This window comes from Shewanella sp. NKUCC06_TVS (genome assembly GCF_019345515.1).
Taxonomy (GTDB): domain Bacteria; phylum Pseudomonadota; class Gammaproteobacteria; order Enterobacterales; family Shewanellaceae; genus Shewanella; species Shewanella oncorhynchi.
The window spans coordinates 115,819-136,162 of the sequence record NZ_JAHKQX010000009.1 but is presented as its reverse complement, the minus strand read 5'-3'; the positions used below and the strand labels follow the sequence as shown (position 1 = coordinate 136,162).

15 protein-coding genes are annotated in these 20,344 nt (G+C 45.1%); 7 read left to right on the top strand and 8 right to left on the bottom strand.

What is annotated here, in order from left to right:
• Positions 1-325 precede the first annotated feature (325 nt).
• On the top strand, positions 326-2,113 hold the full coding sequence (locus tag KO531_RS11905) for an aminopeptidase P family protein (RefSeq protein ID WP_219251271.1): 1,788 nt from the start codon (positions 326-328) through the stop codon (positions 2,111-2,113).
• Positions 2,114-2,286: 173 nt separating this feature from the next.
• On the opposite strand, the gene KO531_RS11900 is transcribed toward KO531_RS11905, so the two are convergent.
• Positions 2,287-3,552: an HD domain-containing phosphohydrolase gene (locus KO531_RS11900; protein WP_168822982.1), complete on the bottom strand. Its 1,266-nt coding sequence runs from the start codon at positions 3,550-3,552 to the stop codon at positions 2,287-2,289.
• Positions 3,553-4,083: 531 nt separating this feature from the next.
• Here KO531_RS11900 and KO531_RS11895 point away from each other — a divergent pair.
• Together KO531_RS11895 and KO531_RS11890 are read left to right on the top strand one after the other, a co-directional pair.
• Entirely contained in the window at positions 4,084-5,652 is a 1,569-nt protein-coding gene (locus tag KO531_RS11895; RefSeq protein ID WP_219251270.1) for a methyl-accepting chemotaxis protein, read from the top strand.
• A 361-nt stretch (positions 5,653-6,013) separates the two neighbouring features.
• Positions 6,014-7,315, top strand: coding sequence for a DEAD/DEAH box helicase (locus KO531_RS11890; RefSeq protein ID WP_028761337.1), 1,302 nt, complete (start codon positions 6,014-6,016; stop codon positions 7,313-7,315).
• A 117-nt stretch (positions 7,316-7,432) separates the two neighbouring features.
• On the opposite strand, the gene KO531_RS11885 is transcribed toward KO531_RS11890, so the two are convergent.
• Both KO531_RS11885 and KO531_RS11880 read right to left on the bottom strand, forming a co-directional pair.
• Positions 7,433-8,323, bottom strand: a complete 891-nt coding sequence (locus KO531_RS11885) for a hypothetical protein (RefSeq protein WP_219251269.1) — start codon at positions 8,321-8,323, stop codon at positions 7,433-7,435.
• 54 nt (positions 8,324-8,377) lie between these two features.
• Positions 8,378-8,701: an ankyrin repeat domain-containing protein gene (locus KO531_RS11880; protein ID WP_346345246.1), complete on the bottom strand. Its 324-nt coding sequence runs from the start codon at positions 8,699-8,701 to the stop codon at positions 8,378-8,380.
• A 308-nt stretch (positions 8,702-9,009) separates the two neighbouring features.
• Between KO531_RS11880 and KO531_RS11875 the strand changes: the two genes are divergently transcribed.
• From KO531_RS11875 to KO531_RS11865, 3 genes are all read left to right on the top strand, one after another.
• Positions 9,010-9,663 (top strand): peroxiredoxin-like family protein, encoded by a 654-nt coding sequence (locus KO531_RS11875; protein ID WP_251068934.1) that lies wholly within the window; start codon positions 9,010-9,012, stop codon positions 9,661-9,663.
• 99 nt (positions 9,664-9,762) lie between these two features.
• The gene (locus tag KO531_RS11870; RefSeq protein WP_219251268.1) at positions 9,763-10,398 is read left to right on the top strand and encodes a DUF2913 family protein; all 636 of its coding nucleotides are present in this window, start codon (positions 9,763-9,765) and stop codon (positions 10,396-10,398) included.
• 145 nt (positions 10,399-10,543) lie between these two features.
• Positions 10,544-11,296 (top strand): transporter substrate-binding domain-containing protein, encoded by a 753-nt coding sequence (locus KO531_RS11865; RefSeq protein ID WP_113939376.1) that lies wholly within the window; start codon positions 10,544-10,546, stop codon positions 11,294-11,296.
• Between the two features lie 79 nt (positions 11,297-11,375).
• Here KO531_RS11865 and KO531_RS11860 read toward each other — a convergent pair whose 3' ends face one another.
• Genes KO531_RS11860 through KO531_RS11850 form a run of 3 tightly spaced genes read right to left on the bottom strand, consistent with a single transcriptional unit; the run spans position 11,376 to position 14,700 of the window.
• Positions 11,376-11,897, bottom strand: a complete 522-nt coding sequence (locus tag KO531_RS11860; protein ID WP_028761343.1) for a hypothetical protein — start codon at positions 11,895-11,897, stop codon at positions 11,376-11,378.
• Positions 11,898-11,915: 18 nt separating this feature from the next.
• Positions 11,916-14,039, bottom strand: coding sequence for an aldehyde ferredoxin oxidoreductase (locus KO531_RS11855; protein ID WP_105251825.1), 2,124 nt, complete (start codon positions 14,037-14,039; stop codon positions 11,916-11,918).
• Between the two features lie 16 nt (positions 14,040-14,055).
• Complete coding sequence (locus KO531_RS11850) at positions 14,056-14,700, bottom strand: 4Fe-4S dicluster domain-containing protein (protein WP_105251824.1); 645 nt, start codon at positions 14,698-14,700, stop codon at positions 14,056-14,058.
• A gap of 355 nt (positions 14,701-15,055) precedes the next feature.
• Between KO531_RS11850 and KO531_RS11845 the strand changes: the two genes are divergently transcribed.
• Positions 15,056-17,425: an OmcA/MtrC family decaheme c-type cytochrome gene (locus KO531_RS11845; RefSeq protein WP_219251267.1), complete on the top strand. Its 2,370-nt coding sequence runs from the start codon at positions 15,056-15,058 to the stop codon at positions 17,423-17,425.
• A gap of 159 nt (positions 17,426-17,584) precedes the next feature.
• Here KO531_RS11845 and KO531_RS11840 read toward each other — a convergent pair whose 3' ends face one another.
• Both KO531_RS11840 and KO531_RS11835 read right to left on the bottom strand, forming a co-directional pair.
• Positions 17,585-19,363 (bottom strand): flotillin family protein, encoded by a 1,779-nt coding sequence (locus tag KO531_RS11840; RefSeq protein ID WP_219251266.1) that lies wholly within the window; start codon positions 19,361-19,363, stop codon positions 17,585-17,587.
• A gap of 36 nt (positions 19,364-19,399) precedes the next feature.
• On the bottom strand, positions 19,400-20,035 hold the full coding sequence (locus KO531_RS11835; protein ID WP_131523602.1) for a YqiJ family protein: 636 nt from the start codon (positions 20,033-20,035) through the stop codon (positions 19,400-19,402).
• Positions 20,036-20,344 lie beyond the last annotated feature (309 nt).

The window sequence follows — 20,344 nt, the reverse complement described above, 5'->3', positions numbered from 1 at the left end:
AGCTACCTGAAGATACGAGTTTCAGAGCGCCTAGGGTACTTCAATTAAAGGCGCATCAATGACAGAATGTCGGCTACCTTTTGAATTGATGCAACACGGAAGTGAAGTGCCCTAGACGCTCCGTCCCGGCGGTTTTTAACGCACTTTATACTGCGTTGGTTATTTTTAACTTAGCCCACTAGGTCTGCAAATAACCGCCTTGCCTAAAGTGCGTTAAATTACCGCTGAATCCTGCATCTTCAGGTTGTTTGGGTATAAACCATTCATCCTTAGGCGATCTTCGCCTACCGACTCGCATAGCATGCCAGTCTCTATTGGAGCCCTTATGTCACAATCAATCGCTAACCGTCTCGGTGCTATTCGTAACGAATTAACATCTGCTAATCTCGATGCTTTTATTATTCCCCGTGCCGACGAATATCTGGGCGAATATGTGCCAGCACATAACGAACGTTTGTACTGGGCAACCAACTTTACCGGTTCGGCGGGTATGGCTATCGTATTGAAAGATAAAGCCGCAATATTTACCGATGGCCGCTATACGGTTCAAGTTCGTTTGCAAGTCGATGCCACACTTTTCAGTTATGAAAGCCTAACCGATACACCACAAATTGAGTGGTTATGTGACACGCTACCAGCAGGGTCTCGCGTTGGTTTCGATGCGCGCTTACACACCTTAGCTTGGTATGAAAATGCCAAAGCAACCTTAAATAAATCCCAAATCGAATTAGTTGCAGTTGAACAAAACCCTATCGATTTGCATTGGCAGAATCGGCCAGCACAGTCGAACGCGCCTATCACTTTGTTTAGCAACGAGAGTACTGGTAAAACCAGCCTGCAAAAACGCATTGAAATTGGTGCATTAGTAAAAAAAGCCGGTGGTGATGTCGCCTTAATCGCCGCCTTAGATTCTTTCTGCTGGCTACTCAATATTCGCGGCAATGATGTACCACGCCTGCCCGTTGTACTCGGCAGTGCCCTGCTCCACGCCAATGGCGATATGCAGCTCTTCACCGATTTAAGCAAACTCCCAGAGGGCATTGAGGAGCATGTTGGTGCTGGCGTCAGCTTTAAAAGCGAGGCATCTCTTGCCGATACACTCGCCAGCATGCAGGACGTAAAACTACTTGCCGATCCGAATTCTGCAAACGCTTGGGCACAAAACATTGCCCGTGAGGCAGGAGCAAAATTGATAGCTGGAATCGATCCTGTCGCTTTACCTAAAGCGCAGAAAAACGCCGCAGAACTGGCCGGCATGCGTGCCTGCCATATCCGCGATGGCGTCGCCGTGAGTCGATTCCTTGCATGGCTCGATGCCGAAGTGGCAGCCAATCGTATGCACGATGAAGGCACCCTTGCGGATAAATTGGAAAGCTTTCGCCTAGAAGATGAGCGTTACCGCGAGCCAAGTTTCGACACGATTTCAGCTGCCGGTCCTAATGCCGCTATGTGCCATTACAATCACAACAATGGCACACCAGCCATGATGACAATGGACAGCATCTACTTAGTGGATTCTGGCGCTCAGTATATTGATGGCACTACAGATGTGACCCGTACCATTGCGATAGGTGAAGTGACCGATGAGCATAAAAAAATGGTTACGCTGGTGCTAAAAGGTCATATTGCCCTCGACCAAGCTCGCTTCCCGAAAGGCACCTCAGGCCAGCAGCTCGACGCCTTCGCCCGCCAATATCTATGGCAACATGGTTTTGATTACGATCACGGCACAGGCCATGGCGTGGGTCACTTTTTAAGTGTGCACGAAGGTCCGCAGCGCATAGGTAAAAATGTCAACGGTATCGCATTGATGCCCGGCATGGTGCTTTCCAACGAGCCGGGTTACTACCGCACCGACGATTTCGGTATTCGCCTAGAAAACCTCGTCGTAGTGCAACACTGTGAAGCACTTAAAGGGGCTGAGCGTGAAATGTATGAATTCGATGCGTTGACTATGATCCCTATGGATGCGCGCCTTATTGATAAGAGCCTGTTAACACAAGGGGAAATAGACTGGTTTAATGCTTATCATCAGCAAGTATTCAATACACTTTCTCCGTTGATGTCAGGTGATGAATTGGCTTGGTTAACTCAAGTGACTAAAGCAATTTAGCACTTCACTGATAAATAACGATTTAAGTCGTTATTTTAGTCCCTTACGCGCTATAAAATAGAACGCCCAAGGCAATTAGCATTGGGCGTTTTTTTAGCGCTATCAGTGTGTTTTAAAACCCACGCCTTATTTCAAAACCATGATTTCAAAACACGATTTAAAAACATGAGTCGCTAAACCATAGTAGGTTGTGCCATCGGCTGATAAGCATCATCCAGCGATGCTTTAGACAACACTTCAAAGTCCTGATGAATTTCAATAAAACAATCGACTAATTCAGGGTCGAAATGCTGACCTTTGCCTTCAATAATTAAGTCGATAGCCTCTTGGTGGCTAAAGGGCCGCTTATAACATCGGGGAGAAGTCAGCGCGTCATAAACATCAACTAGGGCCACTATCCTCGCCGAAAGCGGAATATCTTCACCTTTCAAACCAAGGGGATAACCACTACCATCCCACTTTTCATGGTGACCCGAGGCAATATCGCGGCCCATCTGAATAAAAGTACATTGGGGCGCATATTCCAACAAACTGCGTAGCACTTGTCCCCCGATCACAGGATGAGCTTTAATTTGCTCAAACTCCTGCGGCGTTAATTTACCCGGTTTAAGCAAAATCGCATCGGCAATACCGACTTTACCTATATCGTGCAAAATGGCCGACAAACTAATGTCTTGAATATAATCTTCGTTCAATTCTGCAGGAGGATTGGCGGCCAGTAGTCGCTGCGACGCGAGCATTTTCGAATACTGCCGCATACGTAGCAAATGCGCGCCCGTTTCGTTATCTCTGTATTCGGCGAGTTTAGCTAAGCCTAATACGGTAGCTTGGCGTGATGCTAAGGTTGAATCGAGTGCGTCAGCCAACTTACCTAATAAATAAGTAATAGTTAACGTCAACATAGCATTGGTCACGATAAAATTGACCACGACAACGGCCCAAATACCGACACTATAACCTTGGGTTTCAGGCCAATTGAGCCAATTAAAATGATAGGCAAAACCAATCAATACCAAACTTAGCCCATTCAAACACTGGGCATATAAGCTGGCTCGATTGCCTAAAAAAATACCGACTAACGGCGGGAAAATAAATAACCAGAAAAAACCAGCTCCCGAAGGGCCAATCGCAATTAAAAAACCGATGCCGATAGCAAAACCCAGCAAGCAGCCACAGCCAAAACGCGTACTATCAGCAAGCTTAGGAAAATACAGTAAAAGCAGTAAAAACAGATAAGCCAGCGTATCAAATACCACCATAAACCAGAGATCGGCGATGACGCATAAATACACACTTGTGATATATACAGGCACGCAGAGAATCGCTAGAAAGCCAAATAAACGTTCAAAGATCAAACGTCGCCAATGTGGCAGTGCCGCCGCTGTTCCCAAGGACGCTGTGGCTAATTTAGTTACACCACGCCTAAGTGATATCGCCATGGGAAGTTCCTCTTATGTAGCATTCCCGCTGTGAGCTAATGAACTAGAAGAGCAAAATCAAGATACACCGCTGAAGCAAGGAAAAATAAGCCATCTTTTGTTGCCCATTAAAGAATAGACTAAGGCCAATAAAGCGCTCCATGAATACTGCGATATCAAGCCGAATCAACGACATTAGTCCAATATCATCGAACATAATTTATATTTAAGATGAATGACAAATACCCACTCAAGACATAAAAGAATAGCCCTATACAAAATACTAGAATTAACGATTTAACAGGATAAACGCTCGTTTAACTCCACATTCTCGCTACTTAAAAACTTTATATATTGCAATAGCTTATAAATACGACGAACGATTGATTTTCACCAGTCAGCCATGAGAAACCGCTCTCCTATACCCACACAAAAATGATACTCTTATCACATAACAAGCTTACTCCGATGAGAGTCAGCACAATAAAATTCGCGCCTAATACCGCGCCCTGAACCCTAATGAACCACATCGGCCCTGAATGGACACACTAAATGAGCCAGAGTAACGCCTCAGCGAATAAAATAGTTAATACACAGAGATCAGATCAAGAAATCCGCTTAACACCACAAGATGAACTCATTTCCACCACTGATACTCGCGGTATCATCACTTACGTCAATGCTCGCTTTGCCGAAGTATCAGGCTATAGCGATCAAGAATTAATTGGCAGTGCCCATAATATGGTGCGCCATCCGGATATGCCGAGCGCCGCCTTTAAAGAAATGTGGGAAAAACTTAAGTCAGGCCAATCTTGGCGCGGCATAGTCAAGAACCGCTGTAAGAATGGTGGCTTCTATTGGGTTGATGCCTTTGTTTCGCCCTTGTTTGAAAACGGCACTATTATCGGTTACCAATCGGTGCGCATTCAGCCTCAAGTCGCCTACGTCACGAAAGCTAATGAGATTTACCAAAGACTCAAATTAGACAAATCCATTCCTAAACCCTTAAGTTTAATGCAAAAACGTATCGTATCTGCGGTTGTAGCCTCCACAGGTTTACTGATCGCCGGCTACTTTTGGGGCTGGGGCGTGATTATCGCAGGGGCGATTCTGATGAGTTTAAATCTGGCCATTTTCTACGATGAGGCCTTTCGTATTCCCGCTAAACTGATTGAAATGCAAACCAAATATGACTCTATCAGTCGTTACATTTACTCGGGTGCCGATACCTCTTCTATCCTCGATTTCCAGCTCATCATGCTACAGGCCAAAATGAATGGCGTACTTGGGCGTACCCAAGATCAAGCCAATCAATTACATGCAATTGCCGATCAATTAGTGGTCGCGACCGAGCAAACCTATGTCAGCCTAGATCAAGAGAAAAGTCAGCTAGAACAACTCTCTGGCGCGATGGAAGAAATGAGTTCAACCATCACAGAAGTGGCGCAGAATACCCATCTCACCTCTACCAGCATCAATACCGCCTATGATCTCTGCCTTAAAAGCAGTGCCAACATGAAGGCCAACACTCAAAAAATGGAGCAACTGGCAAAGTCTGTTGCCGATGCCACCAACAATGCCCATCAATTAAATAAAGAAGCCAAGCAAGTCGCTAATGCGATGGGCGAAATTGACTCTATTGCCGAGCAAACGAATCTCCTCGCCCTCAATGCCGCGATTGAAGCTGCCCGTGCGGGTGAACAAGGCCGTGGGTTTGCCGTGGTCGCCGATGAAGTACGCGCCCTATCGAGCAGAACCCAGCTATCGACCAACAGTATTTCTAAGAGTGTCGATAAGATGTTCACTATGCTCAACGCATGGGCCAAAGAAATGGAACAAAGCCGTCAACATGCGGAGCGTTGTGCCAGCGATATTCAGCTGTCCGCCGACAATGTAAACACCATTTACCAAGAAGTGAGTGACATCCACACCTTTGCCCAACAAAATGCAGTGGCAGCCGATCAACAGCGTCAAGTGGTCAATGAGATCGCCAGTAATATTCACTCCATCACCCATGCCAGCGCCGAGAACTTAGCCGCAACCAATCTGATTGGTGATGCAGCCCATCTTCTTAAACACAATGCCGAAAAAGCCCTTGGCCTGAGGCGCACCTTCGGTTAAACATAAATACAAGATCCAAAATACCGCAGCCTAGGTTGCGGTATTTTCTAATGTAGCGAGCTTTAATCCGTATTGTTGAGTCCATATTTTACTCAACCCTTGTATAAATCAATAAGACCTAGCCCACCTGAACCAGTGCCAAGCCTTTTATCCCCTCCTGATGAAATGGTGCAGATAAAATGCCAAAACACTAAAAAGTACAGGTTTTAACCGAAATTTTTGCTATACTCCGCGCCCGCCATTTTTCTTATAAAATCTGTGTGGAAGAATGAGCCAGCCGGTACACCTCTCTCCTTTAGACGAGTGATAAAGAGGCTAGTGGCGCTTAAATGTTTGAATAAGTGAACGATAGGAATCCAAAATGAGATTTGAATCTTTTAGTTTTTCCCCCGAGATTTTGCGCGCTATCTCAGATTGCGGTTATCAACAAATGACGCCTATTCAGCAGCAAGCGATACCTGCTATCCGCCGCGGCCAAGATGTCTTAGCCAGTGCCCAAACCGGTACGGGTAAAACCGCCGCTTTCGCGCTGCCGATCCTGCAAAAGATGGTTGAAAAGCCAAGCGAAACGCTAAAATCGAATGCCCGCGTATTAATCCTTACGCCGACCCGTGAGCTTGCAGCTCAAGTGGCTGACAACGTTACGGCTTACTGCAAATACTTAAACTTCAGCGTCTTAACCATATACGGCGGCGTAAAGATTGAGACTCAAGCGCAAAAGCTGAAACGCGGCGCCGATGTGATTGTTGCCACCCCAGGTCGCTTACTTGAGCACCTTACCGCCTGTAACTTAAGCCTGTCGAACGTCGACTTTTTAGTGCTAGATGAAGCCGATCGAATGCTCGATATGGGCTTTAGCGCCGATATCCAAAAGATCCTTCAAGCGGTAAATAAGAAACGTCAAAACTTGTTATTCTCGGCCACTTTCTCAAGTGCGGTGAAAAAACTCGCCAACGACATGATGGTTAAACCGCAAGTGATCAGCGTTGATAAACAAAACACTACAGCCGACACCGTCAGCCAAGTAGTTTATCCGGTTGAACAACGCCGTAAACGCGAACTGCTTTCTGAGCTTATCGGCAAGAAAAACTGGCAACAAGTGTTGGTATTTACTGCGACCCGTGAAGCCGCCGATACGCTAGTCAAAGAATTAAACTTAGATGGTATCCCATCTGAAGTGGTCCACGGTGAAAAAGGTCAAGGCAGTCGTCGCCGCGCCCTGCGTGAGTTTGTGGCGGGTGATGTGCGCGTACTGGTTGCCACCGAAGTCGCTGCCCGTGGTCTGGATATTCCAAGCCTTGAATACGTAGTCAACTATGACTTACCTTTCCTCGCAGAAGATTATGTACACCGTATCGGTCGTACAGGCCGTGCAGGAAAAACAGGCGTAGCCATTTCATTTGTGAGCCGCGAAGAAGAGCGCACGTTAGCCGATATCGAAAAATTGATTGGCCAACAGATTCGCCGCGTCACTGTGCCAGGTTATGAAGTTGGCAGCCGCGAATTGCTATTAAAGCAATTGCAAACCCGCCGTAGCTTTGCCAAGAAGCAACAAAGAACCGACAACGTCGGCGCTCAAGTTGCTGCTGAGAAAAACATGCAGGGCCGCCGCGTAAAAATGAAAGTTGGTCAAGCACCGAGCAAGGCAAAAAAACTTAAGTAATTATCCGTTAATTGATATTATCAGTGTTTGCCAATATTGATAAAACAGCGATTTTAAAGCGTCCATAACCGGACGCTTTTTTATACTTACTCAATAATAACCTTGGTAACCTTTATCTCACCGTATTATGTTACCCAATAACGCTTGAAGCCTTGTTTCATTTATACTATTTTCGCCTCGCCACCCCGCGAGAGGAAGCATAATATCCGATCGAGTACTTCCAGGGTATTTCACACTACAGATATCGGTAAAATGGGTGAATCCATCATATAAAGGTTTTACATACGGATTTGGCATAATTCCCAATTCAGCCAATACCATTAATTGTCCGCGAAAACTATATTTCTCATAGTTAGGAATAATTTTAGTTTTCTTGATGCGCTGTTCTAATTTTCCGGGTGTTTCATCTTGAGGAGCTTGACGGATCATATCGATTAACGATGTCAATATACTGATATCCTCTGGTGTAGGAGCACAAGGGGGAATGGCAGTAAACTCCTCTAATTCAACGAGATTACCACACCACCTTTCATTCCATACACTCCCGGCATAGCAACTGAATATTTTATGTCCTTTTTCTATCCAAACATTTCTTCTTATTGAGCAAACGGGGCAAACATCCCCTTCGCTGACCATTTTATGTTCGGGAACCGCTTGAGCGAACAAATAACTTAATATGGGTTGTCTTCCTCTTGGAAAACTTGAAAAGCCACATATATATGCCGAAATCAAATTCTCAATCGATAAGTGAGGATGCTCAAGCAACATTTTATAAGCATTAATACATTCATCATGACTATATTTGATTATCTGATTGACAGGATAACCACTTTGTTCAAGTGTTAGTATTTCTGCATTAGATAAACCGTCATTAGAATAGTGTGTAGTCCCAGACTCACAATCAAACTGGTCCCCATTATCTATTCTTTGCATATATCCATTTTCGTCTTTGATATAAGACTTTTTAAAATAGATTTTCTTTAATATTTTAAATAATCCCTTATCCATTTACAGCTCCCGTGATTGAATATTGAAGTACAATACAATTTATCGATGACCACGTTAAACGCCACCATAGCGCTCCAAATACTTCACCATTTTTTGACTCGTGGCGGTATAACTCCCCATATGAAATTCGCCATGCCAATGGGCCAGTTCAACAGGAAGATGACCTAAGTTATTGGCATGATTGACATCGGCTCCAGCTTCAAACAGTAACATGAGAATATCGAGTAATTGCAGTTGGCAGCAATGCAATAAAGCCGTCATATTTTGTGAGTCGATATATTCGACATCAACACCCTGTTTGACCAATTGTTTTACGGTAATGATATCGTGTTTTACCACTACATGAATTAAGGCTTGCCCCATCAGCTTGTCGTTCACTCGTTTTAACCACTCCAACACTACGCTGTAATCGCGATAAAATCCAAATGGTTACCGTTATAAATACCTCACCAACCAACCCCATCGGTATCACATTGGTGCAATCATCTGCATTGGCTTGTAAGAATGTTCGGCAATTGCCGCTCTTTTAATGCTCATACCCGTTTAGTGCTAACTCGAACCACTCTATAAGCGAGTAAGGCATAACAAATACAGATTTACGCAATATCTCTTTGTCTAAAACGAGGGAAATATTAACAACAACGACTTAAAAAACGAAGAAAACAAAACCAAATTAAGGACTTTATATGCAAACCGCTTCGATGTTACACAGGTTTTACTTCACAACCATCTTACTACTAACAAGTCTAACGGCTATGGCGCAACCCATTGCTAAGGATGAGTTTTCCATCAGTCCGCTACTTAATGGTCAGCAAATCCCTAAGGTAAACTTACAAGATATCAATGACAAAACGGTCGATTTAGCAGAATTAACCCAGAAAAAACCAACCATTTTCTTCTTTTACCGTGGTGGCTGGTGCCCATTTTGTAACAATCAAATGGGGCAACTAAAAGCGATTGAGCCTGAGTTATTAAAAATGGGCTTTCAGTTAGTGGGAATTTCACCCGATACGCCAGCTCAACTTAAGGCTTCGGCGGCAAAAAATGAGCTTAAATATCTGCTGCTTTCCGATGAAAAAATGCTGGCATCCCAAGCCTTTGGTTTAGCTTTTTACACTAGCGAAAAAGTGACTGAAACCTATACCGCACGCCTTAAGCTCGAGAATCCTTTATGGATCACCCCTGAAGGTGCCAAACGTTTAGTCTTACCTGTACCCGCCATTTATATCAGCGACGACAAAGGATTGATTCATTTTCAATATATCAACCCTAACTACAAAGTGAGGCCCGCGCCAAAGCTGATTTTAACCGCCGCGAGTTTGGTGGGATCGCAAGAATAAATATCGGTTTAACGACCGCTTTGCTAAACTAGCTCCGCCGCAATCAATATCGTCCAAGTTCAAATAGATAACATCACTTCAGCCCGCGGCGGAGTCATAATGAATTCTCAAACCTATAACCAAGCTGTGCTCGAACTCGCCCTTGCGGGTCTTGCCGATTTAACCGCTTCAGCACAGACCAAGAAAGCCCAGCGCACCTCCGCGCAGGAAAGTCATTTTTTGTGTAATTGGATGGTCGAGTCCTTAAAGGAAAAACGCTTTTCTAAACTGGTAGCCGACGATCTCACGGCTTGGATACGTTTGGCTCGCAGCCAAGGTGCGGGCGCCGAACTCAAGCGTTTACTAGAAAAGATAGTGTATCAATATCAATCAGTTGAGACATCAGAGCAAGCGTTGGGTACGGCATTAAATGCTATGATAGAAACTTTAAAGCAAGCCGAATGGTTGGTCTTTACTGACACTGAAATCAGCACCAAGCTCAAACTCGATGCTGATGGTCAATCTAGCTTAGTCATTGATGCAAAAGAATTTAACCAACATATTAAAGACAATCAATTGGTCAAACCAATCAACTTATATGTCCGCGCCGATGAACAGACACTAACGCGTATCGCCCTGTCCCATGGGTTATTACTGAGCCAAGGCAACAAGAAAACCAGTTTGATTAAGCACCATAAAACCTATCAAATTTTCCCTAATAATCAGCAGCCAGCTTTGTGTCAGCTATTGGCTTAAGGTGTAATAGCGAAAAGCAGAAAATAGCTTGAATATGACGGATGTGACTGATTGTGATCCAATAAACAATTCATTCACACAGTTTAGATAGAATGACCATCGGATAGGTCTTGGCTAAAGCAGAGATAACAAGGATAAAAGCAATATGGTTAAGCGATGTTTGCAGTATAAACACTTAGTTCGATTTGCCTTGTTCACCCTTTGCTTGACTCAACAGCACGCCTTTGCGGAACAGCTCAAATACAATATCACTGGCTCCTATTCTTGGTATCCGTATTTTATCGGTGATCAAGCCGAGGCGCCGGGGATGATCACTGAGCTTATTCCGATGATTTTATCTATGGCTGAAATCAAAGGTGAAATCCTCGCCCTGCCGCCAAAGCGCACCAATAATGCGCTAGAAACTGGTCAACTCGACTTTGATATCGTCAGCCCTAGTTGGTTTGAAAAGCAGGATTTAGGGCCGCTATTTGTCAAATCGGCCCCCATAATGCAAATCACTGAATATGTGGTCACATTGCCAGAGAATGTCAGTAAATATAAAGATATCAGCCAGATAAAAGGCCAAGAAATAGGTACAGTGCGCGGTTATTTATATCACGACGATAAAGATTTTATCCGTGCAGACTTTACCTCAGAGCAGGAGCTGATCAAAGCCTTAGATAAACACAGAGTCAATGCTGTTATTGCTGGTAATTACCCGGCGTTGTATTGGTCGACTCAGTTGCGGATCCCAGTCGCACTGGCGGCAGTGCATTCTGATGGTGACTTAGTGTTTAGGTTACGAAAAGAACATGCCGATTTGCTTCCTGCCATCAATCAAGCCATAGCGACACTGAAGGCCAATGGTAAAATTGACGAAATCATCAAAAAGTACACTCAAACGCTGGCAAGCTAATCTCACGCTAGCTATATGAGATATTTGCGATAAAAAGCGCCCGAAGGCGCTTAATCGATATCAATGAGGTCGCAGAATCTCAGTTTGACCATTCACAAGGATCATAATTAGCGAGGACGGCCGCATAGCTGTGACTCAACCCCAGAGTAGAGTAGTAATAACCTTTCCCCTGATTGTCCACTGCATAATGGATATCCTCGGCCCCTAGCTGTTGTGGTAATTGCTCACGCACATTGGCTAATGTAGGCTCATCATAAAGATAGGGGGCAAACGTCAGTACACTCTCCAGATAGACCTCAGTATGGCGGCAACTATTGCGACGGATCTGGGCAATAATCGCCTCAAACGCTTCACCCCGCTCCAATGCTAACCATTGCTCAGCGTAACGTTCAACTATGCTTCTGTCGGAATAGAAGAAATACCGCTTATCCGACAAACGCATCTGCACATCCTTGTAAGCCTCATTGAGGATCAGGCGAATATAACTGTTAACCGTTTGCTCACTATCCCACTCGAGCCCTGCCACGGCGGCGATTTGCTCCGCCGTGACTAAGCGTCCGTGTTGGCTAAATACCCTGATATAACCGACAAGTTCAATCATAGTGTCCAACTATAGTGTTCAACTGGGTAACAGGCCTCGCGCCGCCAATCTATCGGCAACAAAACCTAGGCTAAACTTGTCGAGCGTGGCCCGAGTTGGCGCACCGGTTTGAATATCCCAACCAAAGGCTTCATAGAACATGTCCAGCGCCGTTTGCATGTCAGCGCGGTCCATCTTGATGGTGCCCTCTTGACCGAAGTTTTTATCTGGATTCAAATCATAAACCCAGTCACTGAGCACATCATGCTCTTCGCGCATATTGCTTTCATTCATTTGCAATACGGTTAAGGCACGGTGTAAATGCAGCACTCTTTCCGCCTTAAAGTCCAATTCCGTTTCTGTGGTTTCAATCCCAGTCACTAAACTGAACATCTGCGATTCAATGGTGCTATCGCCTTCATAGTTGCGATTTTTATCCGGTGATGCCAGCAGTGGGAACATCCAATTACACAGTGTCAGAGAGTCATGTAATACGTTTTTCACCAGCGACCATTTTGCAAAACGGATCTTAGCCGCATTGATTGGGGTATACCAATTCACCTTATCGAATGCACCTTCACCCCATTTTTTCTCGGCAATCGCCACTGTCATATCGTGTGGCAAACCACTGTTAACTATGTTGATGTGGGAATGGCACTGAGCATCACGGTTAAAGACGACGTTGATTAACGTACCCACCTGACCCGCGGTTTCACTAGCATGGTGCACGGCAGCATTGGTTTTCTTGTTGAATACCTTAGTGGCACTTTCTTTATGAATATCCCAATTACCTAACTTGGGATTGGTTCCATCTAACCCCCAACGCTTGATCAAATCATATAAGCCGTCGGCCATATGGGAGATTTCACCTTCTTTAAACGCCACTCGGCGATAAAAATCAAGTAAGAAAGCGGGATCTTGGTTATCCCAGAGCGCCCAAGGAATACTGTTAAATTCATCTTCAGGTAATAAATGCTTAAACATATCCTTTGTTTTTAGGAATTTAAATAGATGAGAAATGGAGCCATAGTTACACCAAATACCATAGTCATCGAGAATATGAGCCCCTAAAGCGCCCGCCATAGCATGTGCTTCTGTACCATTTTTGGTGCCCATTAAATACTGCGGTACGAGGAATCCCATACAGACGTTAGATATATGTTCGGTTTTACGACCGTATTTGCTTTTCAATTCAGGGACTTTTAGCTCGCAGAAGCAACGTATTGGGCATGAATGACAGCCTCCCGTACGCTTCATCCACTTATTGGCGTATTCCACACCAATGTAGCTTTCTGCCATCGAAGTTCGAAACCCAATACGATTGCGTTCATTCCATGGCACTTCGCCTAAATCGATTTCTTGATCGGCAGCGCCCCACTTCAAACCGGGCCGAGATTTCCAGCGGCTGATGGGTGCTGAGTACTCAGCCCAAGATTGCGGCGTTGAAGGAACGACACCATTATTGTTGGCACCGATAATACCTAAAATATGGTCATCTAAGGCACGCATCTTTTCATTATTGGCGGCGATTTTAACGGCGCCAGTGCCGATAATGCCGATCCCTTTACAATTTTTTGACCCCATTACCGAGCCATGACCACCTGCTGAGTGCCCGCCCTGAGTCATAATGACAGAAAGAGGCACTTGGTTTTCACCCGCTTGGCCAATCGCAGCGACTTGTGCATTAGGTCCCATCATTTGCGCGATCATAGCGTGGGTATCAAATATACCTTTCCCCCATAGGGCATCGGCAGGTTCAATCGTGACCTTATCATCCACAATTTTAAGCCACACAGGGCTGCTCGCTTTGCCTTCTATTGCAATCGCATCGAAACCCGCAAATTTCATTGCGGGTGAAAAATGCCCACCAAAGTGACCATCGGCAATCAGATGTTTTTCAATGACGGGACTACGGGAAGTAATGGTTGTTCGTCCAGTACAAATAACGCCTGAACCCGTTAATGGTCCGGCAGAAAAGACAATAATATTATCTGGGTCGATTGCTGTAATATTATCCTTATGATCATCCCACAATATTTTATAACCAATCCCCATGCCACCGATATAGTCATAATATTTATTGATTGGCTCATACCATATATGATTAGTTGTTAAATTAACTCTGAGGACTTTACCCGCCCAACCACCTATTTTATCACTCATATTATTTCTCCTGAATTTAAGAAACTAAGCCGGTATATTTTTCATATTGTTCTAATGCAGCTTCAGCCTCTTCCCAGTTATAAAATTTAATTGCACCTGTAGGACAAACTTGCGCGCAGGCAGGTTTACCGTTACATAAATCACATTTGACGGCTTTCATTTTACTGCGAACAACTTTAATGACTTGCTGAGGACACTTATCTGCACAATAACCACATCCGACACAACGTTCTTCATCAATCACTTTGGCGCCAGTTTGTTCATTCGTTGAAATAGCTTGCTGTGGACAAACTTCAGTACAGACTTCGCAGTGGCGACAAGTGGAAGGAACAACGGTTTTATCGCCGCATTCTCCTCGTTGTATTTCATAGTCAAATTGCACACCGTGTGGGCCATAGTTCATATTTCTTTCTACTTTGACGCGGGCAAGTGTCGGACTGCTATCCCCTTCATGGTTCCAACCACAGGCAATTTCACAGCGTCTGCAGCTAACACAAACCGTAGGGTTCACCACCATGAGTCCACCAGGCATGACTTCTACTATCTCTTGGCTATTACTGTCACTGCCACAACCGGTCAGAAAACTTATTAATGTTCCGCTATAAACTGTACCGACAGCAACGCCCATACCGCCTTTAAGCATTCCTCTTCTGGTAATCATATTTGATCCTTTATTAGTCAAAGCAATATAATTAAAATATGCATACACTTTGATTCCCGACAATTTATGCTAAAGTAATTATGTCTTTGATTTTTAACCTGCGTCACAATTACCCATATTGGGGCATTATTAGATCAAGTTACACGACATGCATCAGAGTAACGTTTTCAAGAATTAACAATTAAACATCTAGCAAATTTAAATAATGCCTCACTTCAAATTACCTTAATATAATTAACAAATAACTTTTAAACTTGGTTAATTAAGTGCAACTCGACTCATAACTAAGCTAATATCTATACCGCATACATTCCGATTAGAGTCCCGACAGAATCTAATTAAAAAGGAATGGAAAATGATGAAAACGAATACCCGTTCTCAATGGAAAATCTTTACGCCAATGGCAGTCGCAGTCTGTCTGATGACAGCCTGTTCCGATGGTGACGATGGGAAAGAAGGACCACCAGGGATTGTGAGTATCAGCATTGAACAAGCGGATACACTCAAAGCGACAATAGAAAATGTGGTTATCGATGCGCAAACCCATGTTCAGGTCGATTTCTTCCTCAGCAATGCCAATGGTATTGCGGTCACAGGACTAGAAAACCTGAAGGAGCTAGATACCTTAGGTGTCGGTATTGCCAAATTAGCACCGCCGCAGGAGCGCTATCAAATCACCCAAGCCGCGGCTAATGCTATGGCAACAACTGGCGCTGAAGTCACTAACTCTGCAGCAAGCACGACAGATGCTGCGTTGCAATGGACCAGTTACATCAATAATCAAGTAGAACCTGCAACAAATGCCCAAGCGAATGCACAGACTCAGTGGCAAGCAGGCATTGAAAGCAACTGTAAAACGGCTTGTCTAACCTCCTTAGGCGCGGGCCAATACCGTTACACTTTGAGTAAACCACTCACGGGTTACTCACAATTTACGGGGATAGATACCCAGTACTCGCCTGAGCTCACCCACAGGATTTACCTAGAGTTAAAACCGTTCGCAAATAGCCCAATCGACACTCAGTTGATCAACAACGTGTACGATTTTGTGCCCGCCACAGGACAGACAGTCGCGGCGGATATGGGCCGTAAAGTGATCGCGCCGGAACAAGCCTGTTTTCGATGCCACAACCCAGACTTAGCCAATACCGATACTCGCCTTTTGATGCACGGCAATAAACGTTTTGCCTTTGAGGGCTGCGTTGTCTGTCACACGACTTACTCTGGCGATCCTGAAACGGGTAATAGCCTTGATATGGCGACATTGACACACCAGATCCACCAAGCCAAATATCAAATTGTCGGTTACAAGGGACAGCTATACGACTACGCCAATGTGACCTTTCCCGGTGATATGACCCAATGTCAGCAATGCCATATTCCCGGCGCAACGGCGCAAAGTGGCAATAATAATATCCCCAGTAAAACCGCGTGTCTTGACTGTCACAAAGCGCAAATTCCCGCTGATTGGAATGGCACTGTAGCGGGGTTATTCCACAACAGGGAAATTTTTGCCAACGCATGGGCACTGGGCTGTAGCGGCTGCCACCCTGATAGCACTAATCCTGAAGGTGTCGGGCTTTTCCACAATGCCGCCGTGAAAACAGCCACTAAGCTGGTGAGCGATTACCAAGTTAAGTTACTGAGTTCGCAGCTAAGCGTTGAAGCTAAGACCCTTGCAGTGACATTGCAAGTGCAGCAAATGGAGCAACTGCCCGCCAGTCAACCTATGATAAAATCCTTCTGGTTGATTGCCACTGGTGAAACAAATAGCGCGAACATGCCAATCAATAACGGCCAGCGTAAAGTGTGGGATTTATTAGCAAACACGAGCGACGTCGCCTTAAAAATTACCGCACCCAATCAGCTAACAGTCACTATATCTAACCTGTCGGCTGCCGATTTTGGCGATCTGAGTCAGTCAAAACTCTACAGTAAACTGGTGCTCTGTGCCGATAAAAATACCGGCTTTGCCGTTAACTGTAATATCGCAAATCAAGAGGTGAGTCTCAGTGCCATTAATTCGCTAAGCCTGCAAGGTCAAGCTGTTACGGCAAAAGCTAAGGTCGATGAACAGGCCTGTCGCCAATGTCATGATCAAGGATTAGAAGATAGAGTTCTGTCGGCGCATCAAATGAAAGGAATTTTTGACCCCAATAGCAGCTGTGGCACCTGTCATGCACCGCAAACAGCAACCGCACTGACCGATGGGCAATGTCAAAGTTGCCACAGTAATGATGCAATTATGTATCTCAATGCCAATGTGATGCATACTCCTGGGGCCAGCCAAATCAAGCCCTATCGCACCATCAACAATACTTTGAGCTACAGGGAAATGGTGCATTCACTGCATGCGGGAACCCGTACTGTAGTGGGTTTTGATAACCCACGTCCCGAACTCACTTACCCTAATGCAAAAAATAACTGTAGTGTTTGTCATAGCGCAGGACAGCTCAGTCTCGAGGGGCTAAGTGCACAGCAATCCCTGTTAGTTGCGACACCCGATGCAGCCAACATAGGGCAAATTGCCGAGTACTCACCAACCTTAGCAACCTGCACGGCTTGTCACACGCTTATCGATAGTTTAGTCGTCCATGCACGCAGCTTTGGCGGGGTTTACCAAAGCGATGCCAGCGGTGGTCGAATTTACCAATCAGGACAGGAATCATGCGCAACCTGTCATGCCGAAGGTCGCTCATCGGGGGTCGACAAGGTACACAAATAAGCCGTTAGATTTGATTTAATGCCCCAAAAAAAACCGCTCACCATAATGGTGAGCGGTTTTATTTCATTCGTCCTATTTATCAATCTTTTATCCGCACAAGGCTCAAAAGAGCAACGGCGAGTGCTTTACTTGATTTGACTTAGTTTAATGTCGTTGAGATTAAGGCTTGAGCACACTTTGGCTCTCTACTATCTGCGTTTGGCTATAGTCCTTAGGTCTAGAATTCGACAAGGTCACACCACTTAAGGCTTCGGCGGTTAAGGTGTTATTACCGTTCAATAAATCATTCAAGGTTCCAGAGTCGCCATTCACTAACCCTAACTCCCTGAGCATGGCATCGATAACAGGCGCATTGGCGCGATAGTTTAACGCTGCACTGGTCACTTGCTCTGCGATGCCACCTTGATGGTGAGCACCTTCGCCACCCGCAGCAAATTGATGACCTGCACCATAACCTTGAAGAATCTTAATACCTTCGATGTTTTCTAACGGCTTAACGGCTTGGGCCACAATTTCAGGCAAGGCCTTCAAAATGGCGAGGGATTTTTGCAGGGCGATCTGCTCATCACTCAAGACGTTTTCTGCTTCATAAAGTGCTTGTTTACCTGCAGCTTCAACGGCATAGACTTTTTCATCCGCTTCAGCCTGCAGTTTTTTCGCATCGGCACTGGCGCGCGCTTCAATCAGAATCGCACTCGATCTGTCTTCAGCGGCACGTTTCTCAGCTTCGGCCTGCACTGTTACGCCGACTGCATCACGCTCAGCTTCCTTACGGGCATCAATCACTTCAATCTCTTTGCGACGATTAGCTTCTGCCACTTGGCGCGCTGTGATTACCGCTTCTTCTTTTTCAACTTTCAGTTTTTCGGCTTCAGCTGCACGGGCACGAGCTGCTGATTCTTCTTCAGATTTGGCCGCAACCGCAATGCGTTTTTCCTGCTCAGAAACTTCAATATCCCTTTGCTGTTGAATGCGCGATTGCTCAATCGACTTATACTTTTCAATCTCACGGGTTTCGATATCTTTGGTCTTTTCGATTTCAGCGGTTTCAATGGCGCGCTCTTTGGCAATCTCGGCTTCGCGTTCTTCACGGGCCTTGTTTTCTTTCTGCTTAATGATCTCCGCTTTTTGATCGGCGCGTTTAAATTCTAACGACTGTTGCTGGATCAGGCGCGCTTCTTCTTCCGACTTTTCAATCTCTAGGGATTCCTTTTCAGCTTCGAGGTTACGCTGCTCGATCTTAATGCGGTTTTCCTGCTGAATATCGTTGGTTTCTTTGCGTTTCTCTTCGATAATCTTCGCCAGACGCGCACGACCTTCGGCGTCAAATGCGTTGTTTTCATTAAAAAACTGCAAATCAGTTTGATCGAAACCCGTTAATGAAACCGATTCGAGTTCGAGACCGTTTTTCTCAAGATCGTTGGCGACGTTATTTTGCACCCGTTGCACAAAATCGGCACGCTGCTCATGCATCTCTGTCATGGTCATTTCGGCGGCCACGGCACGCAGCACGTCGACAAACTTGGACTCCATCAGCTTTTTAAGCTCTTCAACACGGTTTGTACGCGTGCCTAAGGTTTGCGCTGCCATTGAAATACCATCGGAATGTGGGGCTACACGCAAGTAGAAATCGGCCTTCACATCGACACGCATTCTGTCCTTAGTGATCAGCGCATCTTTCTGGGTTTTCTCCACTTCGATACGCAGAGTGTTCATGTTTACCGAGATGGTTTCATGTAATACAGGCAACACAATAGCGCCGCCATCTTTAATGATTTTCTCACCCCCAAAGCCGGTACGCACAAAGGCCATTTCTTTGGTTGCACGTTTATATAACTTAGCGAAAATTAACCCGATCACAATGAGGCCGAGTAGCACCATACCCGCAACGAGCAAAATAAAACTACCGGATGAACCTACGTTTGTTAACACATCCATTTGATTTCCTTTCAATTGATTTATGGCTTGGGAAGATTAATTATCAAAACGCGTAGCAGACCAGACGCGGCCTTCTCGCTTAAGCAGCACGACTTGAGTGCCTGAGGCAAACTCGATATCCGAAGTTTCGGGCTCGACTAAAACGTAATGTTTTTGTTGATGTTTATCACGAACGACGGCTTCAGAGGGCATGCCTTTAATTGCGCAACCTAAGGTGATAGTGCCGACATAGCCGCTAAGATCATCTAGCGAGATCGCACTCGATTCATTTTTAGGCAAATGATCAGCAAGTACTCGGCCAAAATAACGGCAAGAAAATGCACTGGCGACAATAGCAATGGGTAAAGTGAACAGTTGCGGCAGTAAAAAACCGGCAACACTAACACTGATAAAATTGACGATATAACCCGCAATCGCAAAACTGGTCAGCGCAAGCACAAACCAAATAAGTAATGGGAGTCTATTTAGACACAGCCAACCGGCAATGCCCGTGAGTCCACCCGCGCCCACATCAGCATCATATTCCACATCAGCAGGCACCCATTGGTCTAACGCACTTAACATGCTTAAACCTATGAATAATGCGAAGACTTCAAACACACCAAGGGCCAGTACGCAGGCAAAAGCTATGGTGTAAGGTAAATTAGGCTGTTCAACTAAAAACGCCCACATAGTCATCTCCTTGAACAATACAGCATTCCATTTATTTCACTGTAATTATCGACTTAACCACAACAGAATAGCAAGGCAAGCACAATTTCCAAACTAAAAATTGTCCCTAAAACAGATTTGACTATTACTCTGCTGCACCCAAATAGCGTGGTCATCTTCGCTGCTAGTACCCTATCGAAAACCACTTAAACACTTCAACGCCCCTTTTAGCTTAGCGCGCTAGCGCTGCAAATAGCCGCAATCGCCATATATGGCGTGGATGCCATTTATTCAGGAGCAATAAATGGCACTGCCTCAAGTGCGTTACTA